Source organism: Gordonia sp. Swx-4, assembly GCF_030316175.1.
Taxonomy (GTDB): Bacteria; Actinomycetota; Actinomycetes; order Mycobacteriales; family Mycobacteriaceae; genus Gordonia; species Gordonia alkanivorans.
Window position 1 is genome coordinate 4,603,556 of sequence record NZ_CP128197.1, and the last position, 19,780, is coordinate 4,623,335.

The window sequence follows — 19,780 nt, forward strand, 5'->3', positions numbered from 1 at the left end:
TCAATCGGTACGATGAGCACATGGAGCTACGCCACCTGCGCTACTTCCGCGCGGTCGCCGAGGAGTTGCACTTCGGTCGGGCGGCACAGCGGCTGCACATCGCCCAGCCGCCGCTCTCCCAGCAGATCAAACAGCTCGAGGACGAACTCGGCGTGGCCCTGCTCGTCCGTTCCACACGGCGCGTCGAGCTGACCGCCGCAGGCCAGGACTATCTGCGTCAGGTCGAGGCGATCCTCGACTCGGTCGACGCCGCCGCCCGTCGCGCGCAGCGCATCGCCGACGGCCGGCAGGGCAATCTCGCGATCGGCTGCGTAGGTTCGGCGACCTACTCCCTGCTCCCCCAGTTCGTGCGCGCGCTGCGTGAGGTGTTGCCCGACGTGGACGTGAGCGTCCGGGGCGAGATGCTGGCATCGGAACAGCTGGCGGCTCTGGCGTCGGGCGACATCGACCTCGCCCTGTTGCGCATGCCGGTGGAGACCCCGGGCCTCCACGTCGAATCGATCCGACGGGACCGGCTGATCGTCGCTCTGCCCGCCGATCATCCGCTCGCCGACACCCCCGAGGACGAGGCGGTGGAGATCGGCCGGCTCCGCGGCGAGGACTTCATCTCACACGTCGGCGGGGGGCGGTCGGTGCTCGCCGGGGTGCTGGCGGCCGCGTCCGAGCGCGCGGGTTTCGTGCCGCGCATCCGACACGAGGTCGAGGAGACGTCGACGCTCGTGACTCTGGTCGCGGCCGGACTCGGAGTGGCGATCGTGCCCGAACCGACCTCGGCGCTCGGCGTGGCCGGCGTCGTCTACCGGCCCCTGTCCGCACCGATCGACCAGGTGGCTCTGGCGGCCGCCTACGCGGCGGCTCGTCGAACCCCGCTCATCGAACGGGCGGTGGCGGTGTTGCGCACGCTCTCCTGAACGCCGCAATCCCACCCTTTTTCCGTATTCCCGCCGTGCGCGACGGGGGTGGGAATACCGAAAAAGGGTGGGATTGCTGGTGTTTCAGGGATCAGCGGTGCGTGAAGTTCGGGTCCCGCTTCTCGACGAAGGCGGCCATGCCCTCGGTCTGGTCGTCGGTGGCGAAGGTCGAGTAGAAGAGGCCCCGCTCGGCGCGGACGCCCTCGGTCAGGCCCGACTCGAAGGCGCGGTTGACGGCTTCCTTGGCGAGGGCCGACGCGATGAGCGACTTGGAGGCGATGACCTCGGCGATCTCGATGGCCTTGGCGAGGGCTTCTTCCTTGGGGAAGACGCGCGACACGAGGCCCGCACGCTCGGCCTCGTCGACCTTCATGTTGCGGCCGGTGAGGATCATGTCCATCGCCTTGGCCTTGCCGACGGCGCGGGTGAGGCGCTGCGAGCCACCGATGCCCGGGATGACGCCGAGGTTGATCTCCGGCTGACCGAAGACGGCGTTGTCGCCGGCGATGATGAAGTCACAGAGCATGGCGAGTTCGCAGCCGCCGCCGAGGGCGTAGCCGGTGACCGCGGCGACGATCGGGGTGCGGGTGCGTGCCAGCTCGTCCCAGGCGCCGAAGAACTGCTGGTTCGCGACCTCGGCGTAGGTCTTGGTGGACATCTCCTTGATGTCCGCGCCGGCGGCGAACGCCTTCTCGGAACCGGTGATGACGATGGCACCGATGGCCTCGTCGACGTCGAATTCCTTGACGACGCCGACCACTTCGTTCATGAGCTCGGAGTTGAGGGCGTTGAGCGCCTTCGGGCGGTTGAGGGTGATGATGCCGACCCGGCCGCGGCGTTCGACGAGGATGGTCTGGTATTCGGTCACGTGCTTCCTTCTTCCGGTTGAGGTGGTCGGTCAGGCAGAGAACGTCAGGTCGTGCGGCAGCGGCGCGAAGAACGCGTCGACGTCCGCCTCCGAGAATTCTGCCCAACTCGGGTTGCGGTCCTTGTCGATGACCTGTGCGCGGATGCCCTCGGCCATGTCGGGATGCAGGAGGCACCGGAGGGAGACGCGGTATTCGCGGACCAGGGTGTCCTCGAGGGTCGCGTCGTTCGCGGCCTCGCGCAGCGACCGCAGCGTGACCGCGAGCGCAGTGGGGCTCTTGGCCGCGATGGTGTCGGCAGTCTTGGTCGCCGCCTCCGTACCGACCACGTGGCAACGCTCGATGATCCCCGAGATGGTCTCGGCGGCAAAGGCTTCGGAGATCCACCCACGCTGGGCGGCGAGCTCGGACTCGGGAGCCTCGGTGGCGTACTCAGCGATCGCGGCGTCGACGCCGGAGGCCCCGATGGCCTCGATGAACGCGGGCAGCGACTCGGAGGGGACGAAGTGGTCGGCGAGCCCCATCGCGATCGCGTCGGCACCACGGAGGTGGGCCGCGGTGAGGCCGGCATACAGGCCGAGTCCGTCCGGAACACGCGAGAGCAGGTGCGTACCACCGACATCGGGGACGAAGCCGATGCCGACCTCGGGCATGGCCAGACGGGTCCGGTCGGTCACAATGCGCACGTTGCCGTGTGCGGAGACGCCGACACCGCCGCCCATCACGATGCCGTCCATGATCGCGACGTAACTCTTGGGGTAGCTCGAGATCGCCGCGTTCAAGCGGTACTCGTCGAACCAGAACCTCGCCGACGGCGAGTTCTCGGCGTCGATGTCGGTTGAGTCGGGATTGCCGCTGAGCGCCGAGGCGTCGCGGTGGATCGCGACGATGTCGCCGCCCGCGCACAGTCCACGCTCGCCGGCGCCGTAGAGAACGACGGCCGCGACCGAGTCGTCACCTGCCCATTCGTCGAGTCGCTCCGCGATCTCGGTGGCCATCTCGTGATCGATCGCATTGATCGACTTCGGACGGTTGAGGATCAGCGACCGCGCCGACCCGTTCTCCTCCGTCAGGACAGACGGGACCAGCACTGATTGTTCCGACACGATCGAAACTCCTCTCCACACCGACAGGCCTCCACAGATGGTTGCATATCCTAGTAACAGAGGCCAGACCCCGGGTGTTCGGCGGTAGTGAGGTTAGGGTGGCCTCATGGGCTACTCGAGAGCACGCGTCCGCGGGGTCGACGACCTGACGCCCAACCTGCGACGTCTGACGTTCGACGTCGATGACCTGGCCGGCCTGGGACTGCCCGGCGTCGCCGACGAGGCGGTGGGTATCTACTTCCCTTTCGAGTCGCAGCGCTCGACGCCGGACATGGAATGCCGGGACGGAGTCTGGGCCTACTACGAGACCGTTCCCGCGCCGGATGGGCGCAACTACTCGATCCGCGCCGCTGACCCGGTGGCGGGAACCGTCGTCGTCGATTTCGTCATCCACGCCGCAGGGCCGGCGACCACCTGGGCCCAGCGCACCGAACCCGGCCACGACGTCGTCATGACGCACGCCCGCAGCTGGTTCACTCCGCCGGTCCAGACCAGCCGACTCGTGCTGGCCGCCGACCTCGCCGGACTCCCCGCGCTCGCGCGGATCGTCGAAGAACTCCCGTCGACCGACGGCCTGACCGTGGTGGCCGAGGTGCCGTCGCCGACCGACCTCGCCTACCTACCCGACCGCGAGGTCGAGATGGTCACGCTGATCGGCGGCAACGGACGGACGCCGAGCCGGTTGGCCGAGACAGTCGCAACCCTGGACCTCCCGGACACCGCCGGATACTGCTGGTTCGCCGGGGAGGCCTCGGAGTCACGAGCGGTCCGCAAGCACCTGCGCAGCGAGCTGCGGTGGGGTCGGGAGTCCTACGACGTGATCGGCTACTGGCGACAGGACAGCGAACGCTGGACCCGACGCTATTCCGAACGCAGCACCGAACTGTTCGCGGTGTACCGGCAGGCACTCGCCGACGGCAAGACCGAGAAAGAAGCATCCGAGGAGTTCGACGAGGCGCTCGAGCGCGTCGGACTCTAGCGCGGAACCGCCACGCTCGGCGTGGTCGTCGTAGGAGTTGTGCTGGCGGCGTTCACCATTCGCTTCGACGACCGACACCACCTGGCGATGTCCGACCGCGCGAACGAGGCAGCCGTCTAACGCTGTTCGGACGGGCCCTCGTCCTGGTCCTGGTCCTGGTCCTGGGCGATCGCCACACCGACCGGATCGACGACTGCGTTGACGAATCGGGCCAGTCGCGCGGTGGGCGGCTTGGCGATGAGCTCCGGGCCGCCCTGGGCGACGATCTGCCCCTGTTCCATGAAGACGACCCGATCGGAGACCTGCTCGGCGAATCCCATTTCGTGCGTCACGCTGATCATCGTGAGCCCCTTCGTGGCAAGCCTTTTCATGACCAGCAGAATCTCGGCCTTCATCTCCGGATCGACCGCTGAGGTGACCTCGTCGAAAAGGACCACGCGCGGTTGCATGGCGAGCGTCCGCGCCATGGCCACACGTTGCTTCTGCCCACCGGAGAGCTGGCCGGGGTAGGCGTCGATTCGGTCCCCGAGGCCGACCTCCTCCAGCAGTTCGATCGCTCGGGCACGTACCTCCGCCCGCGGCTGTCCCAGCGACTTCACCGGCGAGTCCATGACGTTCTCGATCACACTCATGTGCGGAAAGAGGTTGAAGGACTGGAATACCATGCCCACATCGCGACGCAACTCGCGGAGCTCGCGTCCGCGGAGGTGCTTCTGCCGTCCCTTCGCATCCGGTCCGGAGACACGTTTGCCCAGGATGTCGATGGCCCCCGCACTCGGCGTCTCGAGCAGGTTCAGGCAACGGAGCAGAGTTGTCTTCGCCGCGCCCGACGGCCCGATCAGGGCGACCACCTCGCCCTGGTTCACGGTGAGATCGACGCCGTGGAGGATCTCGCGGTCTCCGTAACTCTTACGGAGACCGGAGATCTCGATGATGGGTGTAGTCATGCCAGGACTCCTTCGGCTCGCATGATTCCGGTGCTCGTGACCACCGTGCTCATGACTTCAGTGCGAACGCACGCTCGAACAGGAACTGCAACAACACCAGCACCGTGTTCAGCAGCAGGTAGATGATCGCGACGATCGTCAGGATCTCCAGCGGCTGAAAGGTGGTGCTGATCAACCTGTTCGCGGTTCCGGTGATCTCGGCGACCGTGATGGTGCTCGCGAGTGACGTCGCCTTGAGCGCGGTGATGGCGTTGCTGAAATAGGGCGGGATGCTGACCCGGAAGGCCTGGGGTGCGATGACCCGCCACATGTAGTGCGTCGGAGTCATCGCCAGGGCCTGCGCGGCCTCCCATTGTCCGCGGTCGACCGCGGACAACCCACTGCGGAAGATCTCCGCGGTGTAGGCCGCGGCGGTCAGGCCGAGGCCCAGGATTCCCGCGGCCATCGGCGTCAGCGCCACACCGAGTGCCGGCAGTCCGAAGTACGTGAAGAACAGGATCACCAGCGGCGGAAGGCCACGGAAGACCCAGGTGAAGGCGATGGATACGGCGCGCACCGGCCATACCGGGGTGGTGCGCATCAAGGCGAGCAGTGCGCCGCCGACCGTACCGATCGCCATGCTCCCGAGGAACAGCCAGATGGTCGCCCACAGGCTGTCCAGGAGCGCACCGAGGTACTCACCCCATACCTGTGCGTCGAATGTCATGTCGTCACCAACCCGGTCCGCGGACTACCGGTCCGACTTGGTGGGCGCGAGCGGGAACGGATCGGCCGCATCCAGTGACGTCGGGGTCGGGAGTGCCTGACCGAACCACTCCTCCTGCAGCGATCCGATGGTCCCGTCGGAGTACATCTCGGTCAGGGCCTTGTTGACGCGGTCGAGCAGATCGGTGTTGCCCTTCTTGGTGGTCGCGGCCACGATCGAGGGGTTGACCGAATCGCCGACCGGGGCGACGCCGTCGGCCGGGTTCTTCTGGGCGTAGTACAGCGCGTTGATGGTGTCGTAGACGATCGCGTCGATGCGACCGTTCTTCAGGTCCAGGATCGCCTGCGACGGTCCCGCGTACGCGACGAGATCGGAGTAGCCGAGGTCGGCCTTGTTCGCCAGCGCCCATTGCTGCTGGACACTGCCGTCGACGGCGCCGATCCGCACGCCGGCCAGCGAGGAGTCGAGACCGGTGATCTTCGCCTTGTCGGCGGACCGGATCATCGCCACCGATCCGCTGGACGCGACCGGGTGGGTGTAGTCGAGTTGCTTCGCCCGCTCCTCGGTGAACACCACCGAACCGTCGGACATGTCGTAGCGACCGGTGGTGACACCCTGCAGCAGGGACTTGTAGTCGACCTTCTCGAACTTGACCGTGGCGCCCATGCGCTCACCCATCTCCTCCGCGATGTCGATCGCGTAGCCGGTCAGGTCCCCGGAGGTCTCGACCATGGTGAACGGCGCGTAGTTGGCCGACGTCGCCACGGTCACCACGTCATCGTTGCCCTCGTCGGTCGCCGCGCAGGCACTGAGCGCCAGAACGCCTCCGAAGACGGTCACCAGGGCACGGAAAGGCAGCTTTCTCATCGCGTTGTCCTTCTGTCGAAAGGGATCGCCCCGGGGTCACCGGGACGAGAGAGGGAACAGCCGAAGAAGACCACCTCAGGTTCGGTTCACTGAGCGTGATCTCGGTTCGGTGAATGAGTCAACGTTCCGGTCGTTTAGCGGAGGTTGCCCGAATGTGAACACTGGGTTTCGAGCCAGTCGCAGCAGGTCAGAGCATCCGCAGAAGTAATTGCGCGGCAGTGATGTTCACTCCGAACGGAATGGAAACGGCTGTGTAACAAGGCCGAAACCGAGCCAGGCGAAGCTGCTCACATCCCACTGAGACACCGGTTCACTGGATGAACCAAATCCCACTTTGGAGGAACCCATGACGAGCAACGGCACGCTCACGCCCTCGACGGAGAAAGGAACGGACTGGATCGCCCGCGCCCACCGCGACCACGTGCTCACCTCGTGGTCGAAGCAGTCGGGCCCGGACCCGATCACCGTCGTCGACGCCGCCGGCTGTTGGTTCGTCGACAGCAACGGCAACAGGTACCTCGACTTCCTGTCACAGCTCGTGAATCTCAATCTCGGGCACCAACATCCGCGGCTGGTCGAGGCGATCACCGAGCAGGCCCGCAAGTCCTGCTTCATCGGACCCACATTCGCCAACGAGGCGCGCAGCCGGCTGGCTCTCGAACTCGACGCACTCACCCCCGGGAACCTCACCTCAAGCTTCTTCACCACGGGCGGCGCCGCGGCCAACGAAGCCGCCATCGCCATCGCCCGTGCGGTGACCGGCCGGCACAAGGTCGTGGCCCGATACCGCTCGTACCACGGTGCCAGTGCCGGAGCGATGACACTGACCGGCGATTCGCGACGCTGGGGGTTGGAACCCCTGACCACGCCGGGTGTCGTGCGCATGCTCGATCCTTATGTACCGGGTGGGGGAAACGTGGACGACCCCCGCTACTCCGCTGCTCATCTCGAAGAGGTCCTCCAGTACGAGAACCCCGGCAGCGTCGCTGCGGTGATCATGGAGACCGTCACCGGCACAAACGGGCCCATCGTTCCCCCGCCCGGTTACCTCAAATCCATTCGCGAGGTGTGCGATCGGCACGGGATCCTCTTGATCTGCGACGAGGTGATGGTCGGGTTCGGCCGACTCGGTACCTGGTTCGGCATCGAGCAGTTCGACGTCGTGCCCGACATCCTCACCACCGCCAAGGGCATCAACTCCGGCTACGTTCCGCTCGGTGCCACGATCGTGGGCGCACACATCCGTGACGTCCTCCGCGACATCGCCCTGCCGGCAGGACTCACCTACGCCGGTCATCCGCTCGCCTGCGGCAGCGCCGTCGCGTCCATCGAGATCATGAAATCCGAAGGCGTGGTGGAGAACGCGGCTACCCAGGGCGCGCGCCTGCAGCGTGGGCTGGAGGAGCTGACGCAACGCCATCCCAGCGTCGGCGGCATTCGGGGCCTCGGCCTGATGTGGGGTATCGATCTCGTCGGGGCCGACGGATCGCCGCTGATCCCGTTCAAGGGAACCCCCGAGCAGTCCGCCCCCGGCCTCGCCGTCGTGAAGGCTGCCAAGGAACGCGGTCTGTGGATCGGCCGCCAGGACAGCGTCATCCGACTCGCCCCGCCACTGATCATCACCGCGGACGAGATCGACCTCGCGCTGTCGATCCTCGACGAGGCACTCGTCCACGCCGACGAAGCCGTGGGAGTGGTTCGGTGACAGGGAGTCTCATCATCCGTGGCGGCCACGTGGTGACCGCTGCGGACACCTTCCGCGCCGACGTGCTGATCGCCGACGGCAAGATCGTCGCCTTGGGCACCGACGACGGGTGGACCGCAGATCGCGTCATCGATGCCGAGGGGCACTACATCCTGCCGGGTGGCATCGACACACACACACATTTCGAGCACCACAACCTCAAGGGCACCACCCGAACCGCGGACGACTTCAAGACCGGCAGCGCCGCGTCGGCGGCCGGCGGAACCACGACGTTCGTGGACTTCGTCCGCGGCCTCCCCGGCGAGAGCCTGATCGACGCCTTCCACCGTCGCCGGCAAGCCGCGGAACAAGGTTCGATGATCGATTTCGGTTTCCACCTGATGGTGCCGGCGACAGCGAACTCTGACGACTCGTTCGATCAGTTGCGGCACCTGACCGAGGAGTTCGGTGCCACCAGCTGGAAGTTCTTCATGGCCTACACCGGACTGATGGTGCCCGACGATGTGCTCATCCGCGGGTTCACCGAGGCCAGAGCACTCGGCGTCCTGCCCATGGTGCACGCCGAGAACGGTCACATGGTCAATGCTGCGGTCGAGGCGCTCGTCGAACAGGGCCTGACCGAGGAGCACCACCACATGCACGGCCATCCGGCCGCCGCCGAGCGCGAGGCGATCGTCCGAGCGGCGACCATCGCCGAGTGGGTGGACACACCGCTGTTCATCGTCCACGTGTCCTCGGCCGACGGCGTGAACGAGATCCAGGCCCTGCAGAATCGCGGACGCCCCGTGTTCGGCGAGACGTGCCCGCACTATCTCGTGACCGGGTACGAGGACTACTCACACGCGGATTATGAGGCGGCCAAGTACATCTGCTCGCCTCCCATCCGGGAGAGCAGGCACCAAGAGCCGCTGTGGAACGCCCTGGCCACCGGAGTCCTGGGATCGGTCGGCACCGATCACGCGACCTACACGATGGACCAGCCCGAGGACCTGCCTCCGCAGAAACCACAGGGGCGCGGCTACTTCCCGAACGTGCCGCCGGGAGTCCCGGGGGGCCGAGGAACGCCTCATGGTTCTCTACGAACAGGGGGTCGCGCGAGGACGTTTCGACCTGAACCGATTCGTCGACATGACGTCGACCAACCCGGCCAAAACGTTCGGTCTCTACCCCCGCAAGGGCACCATCGCGCCCGGTTCCGATGCCGACGTGGTCATCTGGGATCCGCAGGCCGAGCACACCATCTCGGCCGACCGACACCGGTCCCGGGCCGGATACACCCTCTACGAGGGCATGTCGGTCAGCGGAGCTCCGCGCCAAGTCTTCTCGCGCGGAGAGCAGATCGTCCGCGACGGCGAACTGGTGGAGATGTACGGGCACGGTCGCTACCAATCGCGGACGTCGCTGAGCGAACGAGCACCGATTCCTCTCCCCGCCAACCGATCCGAATCATTCCGACCCATCGACTGTGAGGTGTGATGTGACCATTCCCCTTGGAGTTCACCTCGGTGAACGTTTCACTCTGGACGAGACGAAGGCCATCGCCGACGTCGCCGACGAAGCAGGCTTCGACAGCCTGTGGGTGGCCGAAGGCCGCTTGACCCGGGACGCGATCAGCATCATGTCCCTGCTCGCCGACCGCACCCATCAGGTCCGGATCGGTTCGGGTGTCATCAACAACAAGACCCGCAATCCGGCGCTCACTGCGGTCACGTTCAAGACGCTCGACGAGATCGCGCCCGGCCGAATCATTCTCGGCGTCGGCGCCTGGTGGGAGCCGATCGCTTCGAAGGTCGGTGCCCCCATCCGCAAGCCGCTGGGCACGATGCGCGAGTTCATCTCGATCTGCCGGTCGCTCTTCGCCAACGAGGAGGTGACGCTCCAGGGCGAGCACTTCTCGATGGACAAGATCCGCTTCGACCGGATGTACGCCGAGAACCGGCCGGTCGACATTCCCATCTACACCGGTCCGGTCGGCCCGAAGATGCTCGAACTGTCCGGAGAGCTCGCCGACGGCGTCTACCTCGACTTCCTGATGCCGACGAGCTACACCCGAGAGGCGGTGAACGCGCTGCAGCGCGGACGCGAACGCAGCACGCTCACCAAGGATCTCGACATCACCCAGATCATCTGCTGCTCGATCGACGACACCAACCCCGAAGATGCCAAGGACGCGGTCAAGGCGTTCCTCACCATGTACCTGATGCAGCAGCCGCACATCGGTTCCCACTGCGGCGTCGAACCCGGACTCGTCGACCGCCTCAAGGAGATCGCGGGCTGGCCGGCACGTCCGGAAGACATCCGCAAGGCCATGCCGCTCGTCCCCGACGACCTCGTCCGTCGCGTCACCGCCTACGGCACCACCGCACAGACCGCCGACATGATCGACGAATACCGCGCGGCCGGGGTCCGAGTGCCCGTGATGTTCCCGCTTGGCGCCATCCCTGTTGACACTGTCCGTTCTCTCGCAAAGGTTTCCGCATGACCACCCCCGACAAGACCCGCACCGAAGAGACCACCCCCGGCATCGTCACCGCCGGCGTCCTGCAGCTCCGGCCGACCGCCGATCGGGAGGCCAACCTCGCCGTCGTCGCCGATCTGATCGACCAGGCGGCGGCCCGCGGGGTCAAGGTCCTGCAACTGCCGGAACTGTTCTCGGTCCCCTTCGTGGCGCCCATGCCCGTCGATCCCGACTACCTGGTCTACGGTGAGCCGCTCGACGGCCCCAGCAACACGATGGTGGCGGAGAAGTCGCGCGAGCACGGGATGACCATCGTGTCGTCCATCTTCGAGAAGACCGCGGCCGCCGGCGTCTACTACAACACCGCGACCGTCTTCGTCGGCGGTGAACGCCGCCTCGATTACCGCAAGTCGCATCTGCCGCTGTCGTTCAATTTCCCGGAGAAGTCGTACTTCCGTCCGGGTGACAAGTCACCCGAGGTCGTCGACGCCGACGGTATCCCGGTGTCGACGATCATCTGCTACGAACGGCACTTCCCCGAACTCGCCCGGACCGCAGCCGTACAGGGCGCCACCGTGCTCGGCATCCCGATCGCCTCCGGCAACGGGTACTCGCGTGAGACGTTCGACCTGGAGCTGAAGGCGCATGCGGTCTTCAACTGCATGTACGTGCTGGCGAGCAACCGCATCGGCGCCGAAGGACCCAAGGAGTACTTCGGCGGTAGCTCCATCTACGGCCCCGACGGGGAGACGGTGGCGACGGCCGAGGACAACGGTGGTGACGAGCTGGTGGTCGGTGACATCGACCTGGGTCAGCTCCCGGCCAAGCGAGCGTTCAGCCGTCCTTTCCTGCGCGATCGGCGGTTTGCCCTATACAAATGACACCTACGACTCCCGCTTCCCCTGCAATCACACCGATCTGAGGAGAACCCGTGGCCGATGCCGGGCTGGTACAGAAGACTCTCCGCGTCCTGCAGACCGTCGCCGCGAGTCCGAACGGCATCGGCCTGTCCGGGGTCGCCCGACTCACCGACATCCCCAAGGCGACCTGCCACCGGATTCTGCTGTCACTGGCAGCCGAGGACTGGGTGGTCCTCAACGAGGACACGAAGCGCTTCCACATGTCCCTGTCGGTGCTGCTCATGCTCAGCCCGACGTCGGACCGGGACACCGCGCTGTCGTACGTGAACCGATTGCTGGAAACGCTCGCCACGCAGGCGATGGAAACGTGCGGACTCGACCAGGCGGTCAAGGGCACCAACACCGTGATGGTGCTCGCCCAGACTGCCTCGCCGCACAACATCGGGCTCGGACGTCGTGCGGTGCCGCGCATGCAACCGGCGTGGTCGACCTCGACCGGCAAGGTCTTCCTCTCGCTCGGTGATCCCGCGGCGGTGCGTCAGGACCTCGAATCCGATCCGCAGTTCCGGGATTCCTCACGCGGGAGAGATCTTGACGGCTTCCTCGAGGAACTCGCGGTGACCGCGGACCGGGGTTACGCGTCCTCCCGCGACGAGCTCGAGCCGGGGGCCGCCTCGGTTGCCTGCCCGGTTCGGGTCAACGGCACCGTGCCCTACGCGATCTGGGTGGGAGGCCCCGCCTATCGGCTGACCCCGGAACGGGTTCCCGAGATCGCCGAACAACTCCGTCACACCGCGCAGGACATCGAACGGGTGCTCGCCCGGACGCCGCCGGGTACTCAGCTGGGTCCCGCTCTGTGACAACGCTTTTCCCATCCCAACCGTTTGATCAAGGAGATTACTCATGACAACGACCTCGACCACCGCACCACATTCGGAGCTCTACGACGCCGGCCTGGCGATGCGCAAGACCGTCCTCGGTGACGCCTACGTGGACAAGGCACTGTCGGCGGTGACCGAGTTCGGTCAGCCCATGCAGGATCTCGTCACCGAGTACTGCTGGGGCGGCATCTGGACCCGCGAGGGCCTCGACCGCCGAACGCGGAGCCTGCTGAACCTGGTCATGCTGACCGCCCTCAACCGGCAGACCGAGTTCTCGACGCACGTGCGCGGTGCACGTGCCAACGGGGTCACCGACGAGGAGATCCAGGAAGCACTCCTGCAGACCGCCGTATATGTCGGTGTACCAGCTGCTCTCGAGGCCTTCCGCAACGCGGAGCGTGTACTCCGCGAACTCGACGCCGCCGACCAGGCCGACTGAAGCCCGAGCCGGGTAGGTTCCCGCCCAGTACTGACCACCGCGATCAGTACTGGGCTACCTGCCCGTCCTTCGGTGCGCGGTACATCTTCCACAGCAGCTTGGGCATCCCGCGCACCGGCAGCGGCTTGGGCCAGTCCCGGGTACGCATCAGGGCCTCGGTCCCACCGTCGACGGTGATGACAGTGCCGGCCATGAAGTCTGCGGCCGGGGACAGCATGATCATCACCCACGCGGCGAGTTGCTCCGGGGTCCCGTATTCGCGCACGGGCACCGGGAACGACTTCACGCTCTTGGCCTGCGGGCTGTCGAGCTGCGACTGGAGCAGGGGTGTCATCACCGGGCCGGGTGCGATCACGTTGACCCGGATGCCCTCGCCCGCCCACTCCGGCTTGGTGCCCTGCCAACGGACCCACTGGGTGACCGCGACCTTCGACGCCGCGTACGCGACCGGCGCGGTGACACCGCGGCGCCGGAGGATCTGCCGGGTCGCGCCCGCGGTGTCGCCGTTGATGAGGCGCCGGACCGCACCGCGCGGCACCAGCGGGGTCACGGTCGTCGAATTAGAGCCGAAAACAACGACTTTCGCCTTGTCGGCCGCGGCGAGAGCGGGACGCCAGGCGGTCAGCAGGTCGGTGACGCCGAGGACGTTGACCTCGGTGATCATCCGCTCGCGCCCCTTACTCGGCCCCATACCGGCGGCGAGGACCGCACCGTCGAGCTTGCCGCCCGCCTTGGCGAGGACCTCGTCGGCAGCCGCGCGCCGACCGGCCGCGGTCGACAGGTCGGCGACGACATCTGCATCCCGCAGATCGACGCCGATCACCGTGTGCCCCTCCGCCCGGAGGGATTCGGCAACCGCCGCACCCATCCCCGACGCCGATCCGGTCACCGCGTACGTGCCGCCCCCACTGGTCATATCAGCCCTCTCCTGAATCTCTGTTCGCTCTTCTTGTCACGCCGGCCGGCACCGTGCCGGTCCTGCGTCCGTTCATAGGCGTCGTTGAATGCCCGCAATTCGTGGAGGAGCCCCTCCGGACTGCCCGGCCCGAGGTCGGCGAAGACCTGCTCGAGTCGCTGCGCCCGCAGCAATCCGTCACGTTTGAAGGCCTCGCGGCCCTCCTCGGTCGGGCGGATCAGCTTCGAGACCGAGTCCGCGACCTCGAAGCGCTCGAGGTAGCCGTGCTTGATCGCGGCATTCACCTGACGGTTGACCGTTGATTGTTCGAGTTCGAGTTCCTCGGTCAGTTCACGAAGCGTGCGCGGCCGGCCGTCGGACAGAACCCACAGGATGGCGAAGGCCGACTTCTCCAGTCCCACCGACGGATGGACGAGACTTCGGCGCCGGGACATGCGCAGCAATTCAGCCGCCAGGTCACGATGTACCGGCGATTGCCACGGCGTGTGGTCCTCGGGCATGACTCCTCCATCACATTCGACCAGGACAATCTACTGTCCGGTTTGCCTATGTACGTTACATATGTATGCTGCATACCTCGAAGGAGGTCTCAAAAATGAGCCACGTACAAGGTCGGGCGCCTGCCGACGACCAGGTCGCAGTCGCGGCCGACAAGGCACCCGCGGGCGCCATCGGCAGCGTCGTGGTGCTCTGCTTCGGCGGCCTCGTCGCCTCGCTGATGCAGACACTGATCATCCCGATCCAGCCCGATCTGCCACGTCTCCTCGGGACCTCGATCGGCAACGCTTCCTGGGTCATCACCGCCACCCTGCTCGCGGCAGCCGTCGCGATGCCCATCGCCGGCCGCCTCGGCGACATGTTCGGCAAGCAGCGCGTGCTGCTCGCCAGCGCCGTACTGCTCACGCTGGGTTCGCTGCTCTGCGCACTCGGCGACTCCCTGATCCCGCTGATCATCGGTCGCGGCGTCCAGGGTCTGGCCATGGGCTTCATCCCGGTCGGCATGAGCCTGATCCGTGAGATCACCCCGCCGCGCATCACGTCCATGGCCGTGGCCGCGATGTCGGCGACCCTCGGCGTCGGCGGCGCCATCGGCCTGCCGCTGTCGGCCTGGATCGTCGAGACCTGGGACTGGCACGCCCTCTTCTACGTCGCCACCGGGCTCGGCGTGCTCATCGTGATCGCCGTCCTCGTCCTGGTCCCCCGCGTGAACAACTCCGCCGGCGGACGTCTCGACATCCCCGGCGCCATCGGCCTGGCCATAGGTCTTTCCGCCTTCCTCATCGCGGTGTCGAAGGCCAACGACTGGGGCTGGACCTCGGGCAGCACTCTCGGCCTGGGCATCGGCGGTATCGCCGTTCTCGTCGCCTGGGGATTCTTCGAACTCCGCCAGAAGGAGCCGCTGGTCGATCTCCGCACCTCGGCCCGCCCCGCCGTGCTGCTGACGAACATCGCGGCGGCCGCCATCGGCTTCGGCATGATGGCGCAGTCGATCATCCTGCCGATGCTCTTCCGTCTGCCCGAGGCGACCGGATACGGCCTGGGACAGTCGATCCTGGCCGCAGGTCTGTGGATGGCCCCCGGCGGTCTGATGATGATGTTCTTCGCCCCGCTGTCGGGTCTGCTGATCAACCGGATCGGCGCCAAGTTCACCCTCGCCATCGGCGCGAGCATCCTCGGCATCGGCTACATCTTCGCCTTCTTCCTCATGGACGCGGCGTGGAAGCTGATGCTGGCCTCGATCATCTGCGCCATCGGCGTGGGCATCGGCTACGCGGCCATGCCGACCCTGATCATGGGTTCGGTGCCGCCCACCGAGGCCGGCGCGGCCGTCGGGCTGAACGGCTTGATGCGCTCGCTGGGCACCACCGTCGCCTCCGCCGTCATGGCCCTCATCCTCGCCAGCGCAACCATCTCGCTGGGTGGCACCGAGGTTCCCGACGAGTCGACATTCACCTGGTGCTTCCTGATCGCGGCCGCCGCAGCCTTCATCGGCGTGGCGATCACCCTGCTGATCCCCACCAGGGGCAAGGCCTCGGGCCTCGTCGAGGAGCAGCCGTTGCGTGCCGGGCACTGACCCTCCCCACCGCGCGAAGTGGCCCGGCAGTCGACGAGAACTGCCGGGCCGCTTCGTGTTTCGGACATTTCCTCAGAGTCCGCTACGGCGCAGCGTCACCCGATACGTGTAGTGCTCGGGGAGGAAGTAGCTCACCGCGAGTTCGACGGCCCGCCCCCGCGAGTCGGTGTAGAGCCGGTCGACGCGCAGCACGGCGTGCCCCTCCGGACAACCGAGACGCCGAGCGGTGTCAGCGTCTGCGGTGGTGGCCGTGATCGACTGCGCGCACTCCTCGATCGGATACTGCAGGTGGGGTTCGAGCAGGCCGATCATCGTGTGATCGCTTGTCGCCCCGGACTTCACCTCGGGCGCGTCGATCACCAGCCGGGCCACCGACTCGGGCCACGACACGGTGGTGACCACGAACGGCACACCGTCGTGGAATCGCTGGAACACGATCCGGTAGACAACATCGGTATCGAGTCGCAGGCGCCCGGCCGCTTCGAGATCGACTCGACGCGAGGGTGATTCGAGGACCTGCATCTCGGTGTCGGTCGAGAGGTTCATCAGATCGTCGATCGAACCGAGCTGCCGAAGATACTGACCGGCGTTCTCGGTCGCGAAGGTCCCTCGACCGGGCACGCGGTAGACCGAACCCTCGGTGACCAGTTCGAGGAAGGCCCGGCGCACCGTCTGCCTGCTCAGCCCGTACTCCTGCGACAGCTCGGACTCGGTGGGCAGCCGGACGCCGCCCTTGTAGCGCCCCTGCGCGATGTGCGAGCGCAGTTCGGCGGCCAGCACCTTGTACGCCGGCTCGGACTGCCCGACCTCGCTCATCCCACTCCCCTGTTCGAGTACCGCTTCCGCTGACGAGACGACGCCGTCAGATACCGCCCCGTGCCACGAGCTGCGCGGCGATCACGTTGCGCTGGATCTCGTTGGTGCCCTCGCCGACGATCATCAGCGGTGCGTCGCGGAAGTACCGTTCGACGTCGAACTCGGTGGAGTAACCGTAGCCGCCGTGGATGCGAACGGCGTTGAGGGCGATCTCCATCGCGACCTCGGAGGCGTACAGCTTGGCCATACCGGCCTCCATGTCGCAGCGTTCGCCCTTGTCGTACTGGTCGGCCGCGTGCCAGGTGAGCTGGCGGGCCGCGGTCAGCTTGGTCGCCATGTCGGCGAGGTAGTTGCCGATCGACTGGTGTTTCCAGATCGGCTGGCCGAAGGATTCGCGCTGCTGTGCGTAGGCCAGCGAGTCCTCGAGAGCGGCCGTCGCCACACCCAGTGCGCGACAGGCGACCTGGATGCGGCCGGTCTCCAACCCCTTCATCATCTGTCCGAAACCCTTGCCGGGCACGGTGCCGAGGATCGCCGACTTGGGTGCGCGGTACCCGTCGAAGGAGAGTTCACAACTCTCCACGCCCTTGTAGCCCAGCTTGGGCAGGTCGCGTGAGACCGTCAGTCCGGGACCGTGTTCGACGAGGACGATCGAGATGCCCTTATGCCGCGGCTGTGCCGCCGGATCGGTCTTGCACAGCAGGGCGATGAGCCCGGAGCGTCGCGCGTTGCTGATCCAGGTCTTCGCGCCACTGATGACCAGCTCGTCGCCGTCCTCCTTGGCCACGGTCGACATCGCCTGCAGGTCGGAACCACCGCCGGGCTCGGTCAGCGCCATCGTCGCCCGCATCTCGCCCGTGGCCATCCGCGGCAGGTAGTTCTGCTTCTGCTCCTCGGTGCCGAACAGCGTCAGCAGCTTGGCGACAACGGTGTGACCGCCCATCGCTCCCGCGAGGCTCATCCAGCCCCGGGCGAGTTCCTGGGTCACCCGCGCATAGCAGGGCATCGACACCGGCGAGCCGCCGTACTCCTCGGGCACGGCCAGGCCGTAGATCCCGATCTGCTTCATCTGCTCGATCCACTTCTCGGGGTACTCATTGGCGTGCTCGACGTCCTGCACGGTCGGCTTGACCTCGCGGTCGACGAAGGACCGAACGGTCTCGACGAGGAAGGATTCTTCGGCTGACAGCGTGCTCATGGAGGGGCTCACCTGTGATCATCGTGGTCCGGTTGATTTGTACGGCCATTTTGTCTATCCGCCGTACCTATGTCAACCTTTCCAACAGACATCCAGGTCTGATACAACCGTGACGGCACACTTTGGCCGCACATTTGATACCCGACAGCCGGGTTGTCACGATCATTTGGGAGCAATGGTGCAGAGAAGACGAGGCGTTCTGGTGGCTCCGGCCTCCGACGACCGCAAGGCACGCAAGGCGCTGGCCTCCATCGCCGACGAGGTGGTCCTCGACCTCGAGGACGCGGTCACCCCGGCCAACAAGGACTCGGCCCGTGCGGCCGCTGCTGAACTCGTCGCCGAGTTCGGTGGCGATCGGGCGGTCTCGCTGCGCATCAACGCCATCGACACCCCGTGGGCCGCGGAGGACCTGTCCGCGTGCGCGCAGATGCCGAACCTGACCTCGGTGGTGCTCCCCAAGGCCGACACCCCGAACGATCTGAAGGAGGCCGACAAGCAGCTCGGCGATTCGGCTGTCCGCCTCCAGGCCCTGCTCGAGACCCCGCGCGGGATTCGCGATGCCGGAGCGATCTGCGGGGCAACCGACCGCCTCGACGCCGTCCTCATCGGTTACGCCGATCTCGGCGCGTCACTCGGCCGGTCGTCGGGCCTGCCGATGCAGACCTGGCACGTGGTTCAGGACTCGGTGCTGCTGGCCGCCCGCGCCGCCGGCGTCGACGTGATCGACGGCCCGCACCTGACCATCGCCGACGACGACACCTTCCGCGACGCGAAGCGTTGGGTCCGCGACCTCGGCTTCGACGGCACCTGGGTGATCCACCCGGCCCAGTTGGCAAGCGCCATCGAGATCTTCACCCCGGACGCGGACGCCATCGAGGATGCGCGACGCGTGCTCGAGGCGCTGGAGAAGGCTGCGGCCGCAGGTGCCGGTGCCGCCGAACTCGACGGCCGGATGCTCGACGAGGCGCTTGCCGTCTCCGCTCGCCGCGTCCTCGCGAAGGGAGCAGTCGATGAGTGAAGCCATCGCCGTCGGCGGACCCTACTTCGACGAACTGACGCACGGACAGGTCTTCGACGACGCTCCGTCCCTGACGCTCACCTCCGGTCTCGCCGCCTCCCATCAGGCGATTCTCGGTGACCGACTGAGGCTTTCGCTGGACGCACATCTGGCGGGCCGCGTCCTGGGCGAGGGCACACTCGCACATCCCGGACTCGTCACCGACGTCGCGATCGGGCAGTCGACGCTGGCCACCCACCATGTCAAGGCCAACCTCTTCTACCGCGGGCTGCGTTTCCTGAGCTACCCGAAGATCGGCGACACGCTCACCACCGTGACCGAGGTCGTCGGGCTACGGGAGAACAAGTCCAAGCCCGGCCGCGCCCCGACCGGTCTGGCCGCGCTGCACATGATCACCACCGACCAGAACGGCGCGACGGTCCTCGACTTCTACCGCTGCGCGATGCTGCCGCTGTCCCCGGATGCCGACCCCGGCCGCACCGTGCACGCCGACGATCTGAGCACCGTCGGGCCCGGCGACGACGCCGAACCGGCGTTGCCCGGCTGGGATCTGGCCACCTTCCGGTCATCGGTCGGCGGCCAGCACTTCTCCCCCGACCTGGCCGGACGCGTCTACCGTTCGAGCTCCGACGTCGTCTCCAGCGCACCGGAACTCGCTCGCCTGTCGCTGAACATCGCGGCCACCCACCACGACGAGCGAGTGGCCGGCAAGGCGGCCGGCGGACGCCTGGTCTACGGCGGCCACACCATCGGACTCGCTCTGTCACAGGCCAATCGGGCGCTGCCGAACCTGGTCACAGTGGTGGCGTGGGACTCCTGCGATCACACCGGACCCGTCCGGGAGGGCGACACCCTGAGTTCGGAGATCCACGTCGAGGAAGCGACGCCGCTGGCCGGAGGCGGTGGAGTCCTGCGGCTCCGGTCGAAGGTCGTCGCCCATGGCGACGGTGACGACCAGTCAGCCGAGGACCGCGACGTCCTCGACTGGCGCTACCACGTCCTGATGGCCTGACCCGAAACACACTTTCCGGAG

General features: G+C 66.7%; 20 protein-coding genes and 1 pseudogene. 12 read left to right on the plus strand and 9 right to left on the minus strand.

Annotation, left to right across the window (positions count from 1 at the left end; all coding sequences use genetic code 11):
• The first annotated feature begins 20 nt into the window (after positions 1-20).
• A complete protein-coding gene (locus PWF70_RS20840; RefSeq protein ID WP_006358145.1) occupies positions 21-911 on the plus strand; it encodes a LysR substrate-binding domain-containing protein in 891 nt (296 codons plus the stop codon).
• 91 nt (positions 912-1,002) lie between these two features.
• Here PWF70_RS20840 and PWF70_RS20845 read toward each other — a convergent pair whose 3' ends face one another.
• Complete coding sequence (locus PWF70_RS20845; protein WP_006358146.1) at positions 1,003-1,779, minus strand: enoyl-CoA hydratase; 777 nt, start codon at positions 1,777-1,779, stop codon at positions 1,003-1,005.
• A gap of 30 nt (positions 1,780-1,809) precedes the next feature.
• Complete coding sequence (locus PWF70_RS20850; RefSeq protein ID WP_006358147.1) at positions 1,810-2,883, minus strand: enoyl-CoA hydratase/isomerase family protein; 1,074 nt, start codon at positions 2,881-2,883, stop codon at positions 1,810-1,812.
• Positions 2,884-2,989: 106 nt separating this feature from the next.
• Here PWF70_RS20850 and PWF70_RS20855 point away from each other — a divergent pair, with 106 nt between their 5' ends.
• Complete coding sequence (locus PWF70_RS20855; protein ID WP_006358148.1) at positions 2,990-3,862, plus strand: siderophore-interacting protein; 873 nt, start codon at positions 2,990-2,992, stop codon at positions 3,860-3,862.
• 116 nt (positions 3,863-3,978) lie between these two features.
• Here the strand turns inward: PWF70_RS20855 and PWF70_RS20860 are convergent, their stop codons facing one another.
• Genes PWF70_RS20860 through PWF70_RS20870 form a run of 3 tightly spaced genes read right to left on the minus strand, consistent with a single transcriptional unit; the run spans position 3,979 to position 6,382 of the window.
• Entirely contained in the window at positions 3,979-4,809 is an 831-nt protein-coding gene (locus PWF70_RS20860) for an amino acid ABC transporter ATP-binding protein (protein WP_006358149.1), read from the minus strand.
• Between the two features lie 49 nt (positions 4,810-4,858).
• The gene (locus PWF70_RS20865) at positions 4,859-5,515 is read right to left on the minus strand and encodes an amino acid ABC transporter permease (RefSeq protein WP_006358150.1); all 657 of its coding nucleotides are present in this window, start codon (positions 5,513-5,515) and stop codon (positions 4,859-4,861) included.
• A 24-nt stretch (positions 5,516-5,539) separates the two neighbouring features.
• Positions 5,540-6,382 carry a substrate-binding periplasmic protein gene (locus PWF70_RS20870; RefSeq protein ID WP_006358151.1) on the minus strand — a complete coding sequence of 281 codons (843 nt, stop codon included), beginning with the start codon at positions 6,380-6,382 and terminating at the stop codon, positions 5,540-5,542.
• Positions 6,383-6,728: 346 nt separating this feature from the next.
• Here PWF70_RS20870 and PWF70_RS20875 point away from each other — a divergent pair, with 346 nt between their 5' ends.
• The 7 genes and pseudogenes from PWF70_RS20875 to PWF70_RS20905 all read left to right on the plus strand — a co-directional run bounded on the left by PWF70_RS20875 (position 6,729) and on the right by PWF70_RS20905 (position 12,725).
• Entirely contained in the window at positions 6,729-8,087 is a 1,359-nt protein-coding gene (locus PWF70_RS20875) for an aminotransferase class III-fold pyridoxal phosphate-dependent enzyme (protein ID WP_006358152.1), read from the plus strand.
• Positions 8,088-8,149: 62 nt separating this feature from the next.
• Positions 8,150-8,989, plus strand: a pseudogene (locus PWF70_RS20880) (amidohydrolase family protein); the annotation flags it as partial.
• On the plus strand, positions 8,937-9,563 hold the full coding sequence (locus PWF70_RS20885) for an amidohydrolase family protein (protein ID WP_269320238.1): 627 nt from the start codon (positions 8,937-8,939) through the stop codon (positions 9,561-9,563). The pseudogene PWF70_RS20880 and the gene PWF70_RS20885, both read left to right, overlap by 53 nt.
• A 1-nt stretch (position 9,564) precedes the next feature.
• Positions 9,565-10,569, plus strand: coding sequence for an LLM class flavin-dependent oxidoreductase (locus PWF70_RS20890; protein ID WP_006358154.1), 1,005 nt, complete (start codon positions 9,565-9,567; stop codon positions 10,567-10,569).
• Complete coding sequence (locus PWF70_RS20895) at positions 10,566-11,426, plus strand: carbon-nitrogen hydrolase family protein (RefSeq protein WP_006358155.1); 861 nt, start codon at positions 10,566-10,568, stop codon at positions 11,424-11,426. The genes PWF70_RS20890 and PWF70_RS20895 overlap by 4 nt, the downstream gene beginning before the upstream one ends.
• A 50-nt stretch (positions 11,427-11,476) precedes the next feature.
• Positions 11,477-12,265 carry an IclR family transcriptional regulator gene (locus tag PWF70_RS20900; protein WP_006358156.1) on the plus strand — a complete coding sequence of 263 codons (789 nt, stop codon included), beginning with the start codon at positions 11,477-11,479 and terminating at the stop codon, positions 12,263-12,265.
• Positions 12,266-12,308: 43 nt separating this feature from the next.
• Positions 12,309-12,725 carry a carboxymuconolactone decarboxylase family protein gene (locus PWF70_RS20905; protein WP_006358157.1) on the plus strand — a complete coding sequence of 139 codons (417 nt, stop codon included), beginning with the start codon at positions 12,309-12,311 and terminating at the stop codon, positions 12,723-12,725.
• 43 nt (positions 12,726-12,768) lie between these two features.
• Here the strand turns inward: PWF70_RS20905 and PWF70_RS20910 are convergent, their stop codons facing one another.
• Both PWF70_RS20910 and PWF70_RS20915 read right to left on the minus strand, forming a co-directional pair.
• Positions 12,769-13,641 carry an SDR family oxidoreductase gene (locus tag PWF70_RS20910; RefSeq protein ID WP_006358158.1) on the minus strand — a complete coding sequence of 291 codons (873 nt, stop codon included), beginning with the start codon at positions 13,639-13,641 and terminating at the stop codon, positions 12,769-12,771.
• The gene (locus PWF70_RS20915; RefSeq protein ID WP_006358159.1) at positions 13,638-14,141 is read right to left on the minus strand and encodes a MarR family transcriptional regulator; all 504 of its coding nucleotides are present in this window, start codon (positions 14,139-14,141) and stop codon (positions 13,638-13,640) included. The genes PWF70_RS20910 and PWF70_RS20915 overlap by 4 nt, the downstream gene beginning before the upstream one ends.
• 95 nt (positions 14,142-14,236) lie before the next feature.
• On the opposite strand from PWF70_RS20915, the gene PWF70_RS20920 reads away from it, so the two are divergent.
• Positions 14,237-15,715 carry an MFS transporter gene (locus PWF70_RS20920; RefSeq protein WP_006358160.1) on the plus strand — a complete coding sequence of 493 codons (1,479 nt, stop codon included), beginning with the start codon at positions 14,237-14,239 and terminating at the stop codon, positions 15,713-15,715.
• 72 nt (positions 15,716-15,787) lie between these two features.
• Here the strand turns inward: PWF70_RS20920 and PWF70_RS20925 are convergent, their stop codons facing one another.
• Both PWF70_RS20925 and PWF70_RS20930 read right to left on the minus strand, forming a co-directional pair.
• Entirely contained in the window at positions 15,788-16,531 is a 744-nt protein-coding gene (locus PWF70_RS20925) for a GntR family transcriptional regulator (protein ID WP_006358161.1), read from the minus strand.
• A 46-nt stretch (positions 16,532-16,577) separates the two neighbouring features.
• Entirely contained in the window at positions 16,578-17,729 is a 1,152-nt protein-coding gene (locus PWF70_RS20930) for an acyl-CoA dehydrogenase family protein (RefSeq protein ID WP_042375229.1), read from the minus strand.
• A gap of 202 nt (positions 17,730-17,931) precedes the next feature.
• Here PWF70_RS20930 and PWF70_RS20935 point away from each other — a divergent pair, with 202 nt between their 5' ends.
• Positions 17,932-18,747 (plus strand): HpcH/HpaI aldolase/citrate lyase family protein, encoded by an 816-nt coding sequence (locus PWF70_RS20935; protein ID WP_081790077.1) that lies wholly within the window; start codon positions 17,932-17,934, stop codon positions 18,745-18,747.
• A complete protein-coding gene (locus PWF70_RS20940) occupies positions 18,740-19,759 on the plus strand; it encodes a MaoC family dehydratase (RefSeq protein ID WP_006358164.1) in 1,020 nt (339 codons plus the stop codon). Before PWF70_RS20935 ends, PWF70_RS20940 begins: the two co-directional genes overlap by 8 nt.
• The last annotated feature ends 21 nt before the right edge of the window (positions 19,760-19,780 follow it).

Coding starts and splice junctions, on each gene's coding strand:
- PWF70_RS20885 (WP_269320238.1), top strand. CDS start 8,937: ATGAGGCGGCCAAGTACATCTGCTCGCCTCCCATCCGGGAGAGCAGGC.
- PWF70_RS20895 (WP_006358155.1), top strand. CDS start 10,566: ATGACCACCCCCGACAAGACCCGCACCGAAGAGACCACCCCCGGCATC.
- PWF70_RS20920 (WP_006358160.1), top strand. CDS start 14,237: ATGAGCCACGTACAAGGTCGGGCGCCTGCCGACGACCAGGTCGCAGTC.
- PWF70_RS20860 (WP_006358149.1), bottom strand. CDS start 4,809: ATGACTACACCCATCATCGAGATCTCCGGTCTCCGTAAGAGTTACGGA.
- PWF70_RS20905 (WP_006358157.1), top strand. CDS start 12,309: ATGACAACGACCTCGACCACCGCACCACATTCGGAGCTCTACGACGCC.
- PWF70_RS20840 (WP_006358145.1), top strand. CDS start 21: ATGGAGCTACGCCACCTGCGCTACTTCCGCGCGGTCGCCGAGGAGTTG.
- PWF70_RS20875 (WP_006358152.1), top strand. CDS start 6,729: ATGACGAGCAACGGCACGCTCACGCCCTCGACGGAGAAAGGAACGGAC.
- PWF70_RS20915 (WP_006358159.1), bottom strand. CDS start 14,141: ATGCCCGAGGACCACACGCCGTGGCAATCGCCGGTACATCGTGACCTG.
- PWF70_RS20940 (WP_006358164.1), top strand. CDS start 18,740: ATGAGTGAAGCCATCGCCGTCGGCGGACCCTACTTCGACGAACTGACG.
- PWF70_RS20870 (WP_006358151.1), bottom strand. CDS start 6,382: ATGAGAAAGCTGCCTTTCCGTGCCCTGGTGACCGTCTTCGGAGGCGTT.
- PWF70_RS20855 (WP_006358148.1), top strand. CDS start 2,990: ATGGGCTACTCGAGAGCACGCGTCCGCGGGGTCGACGACCTGACGCCC.
- PWF70_RS20865 (WP_006358150.1), bottom strand. CDS start 5,515: ATGACATTCGACGCACAGGTATGGGGTGAGTACCTCGGTGCGCTCCTG.
- PWF70_RS20910 (WP_006358158.1), bottom strand. CDS start 13,641: ATGACCAGTGGGGGCGGCACGTACGCGGTGACCGGATCGGCGTCGGGG.
- PWF70_RS20925 (WP_006358161.1), bottom strand. CDS start 16,531: ATGAGCGAGGTCGGGCAGTCCGAGCCGGCGTACAAGGTGCTGGCCGCC.
- PWF70_RS20930 (WP_042375229.1), bottom strand. CDS start 17,729: ATGAGCACGCTGTCAGCCGAAGAATCCTTCCTCGTCGAGACCGTTCGG.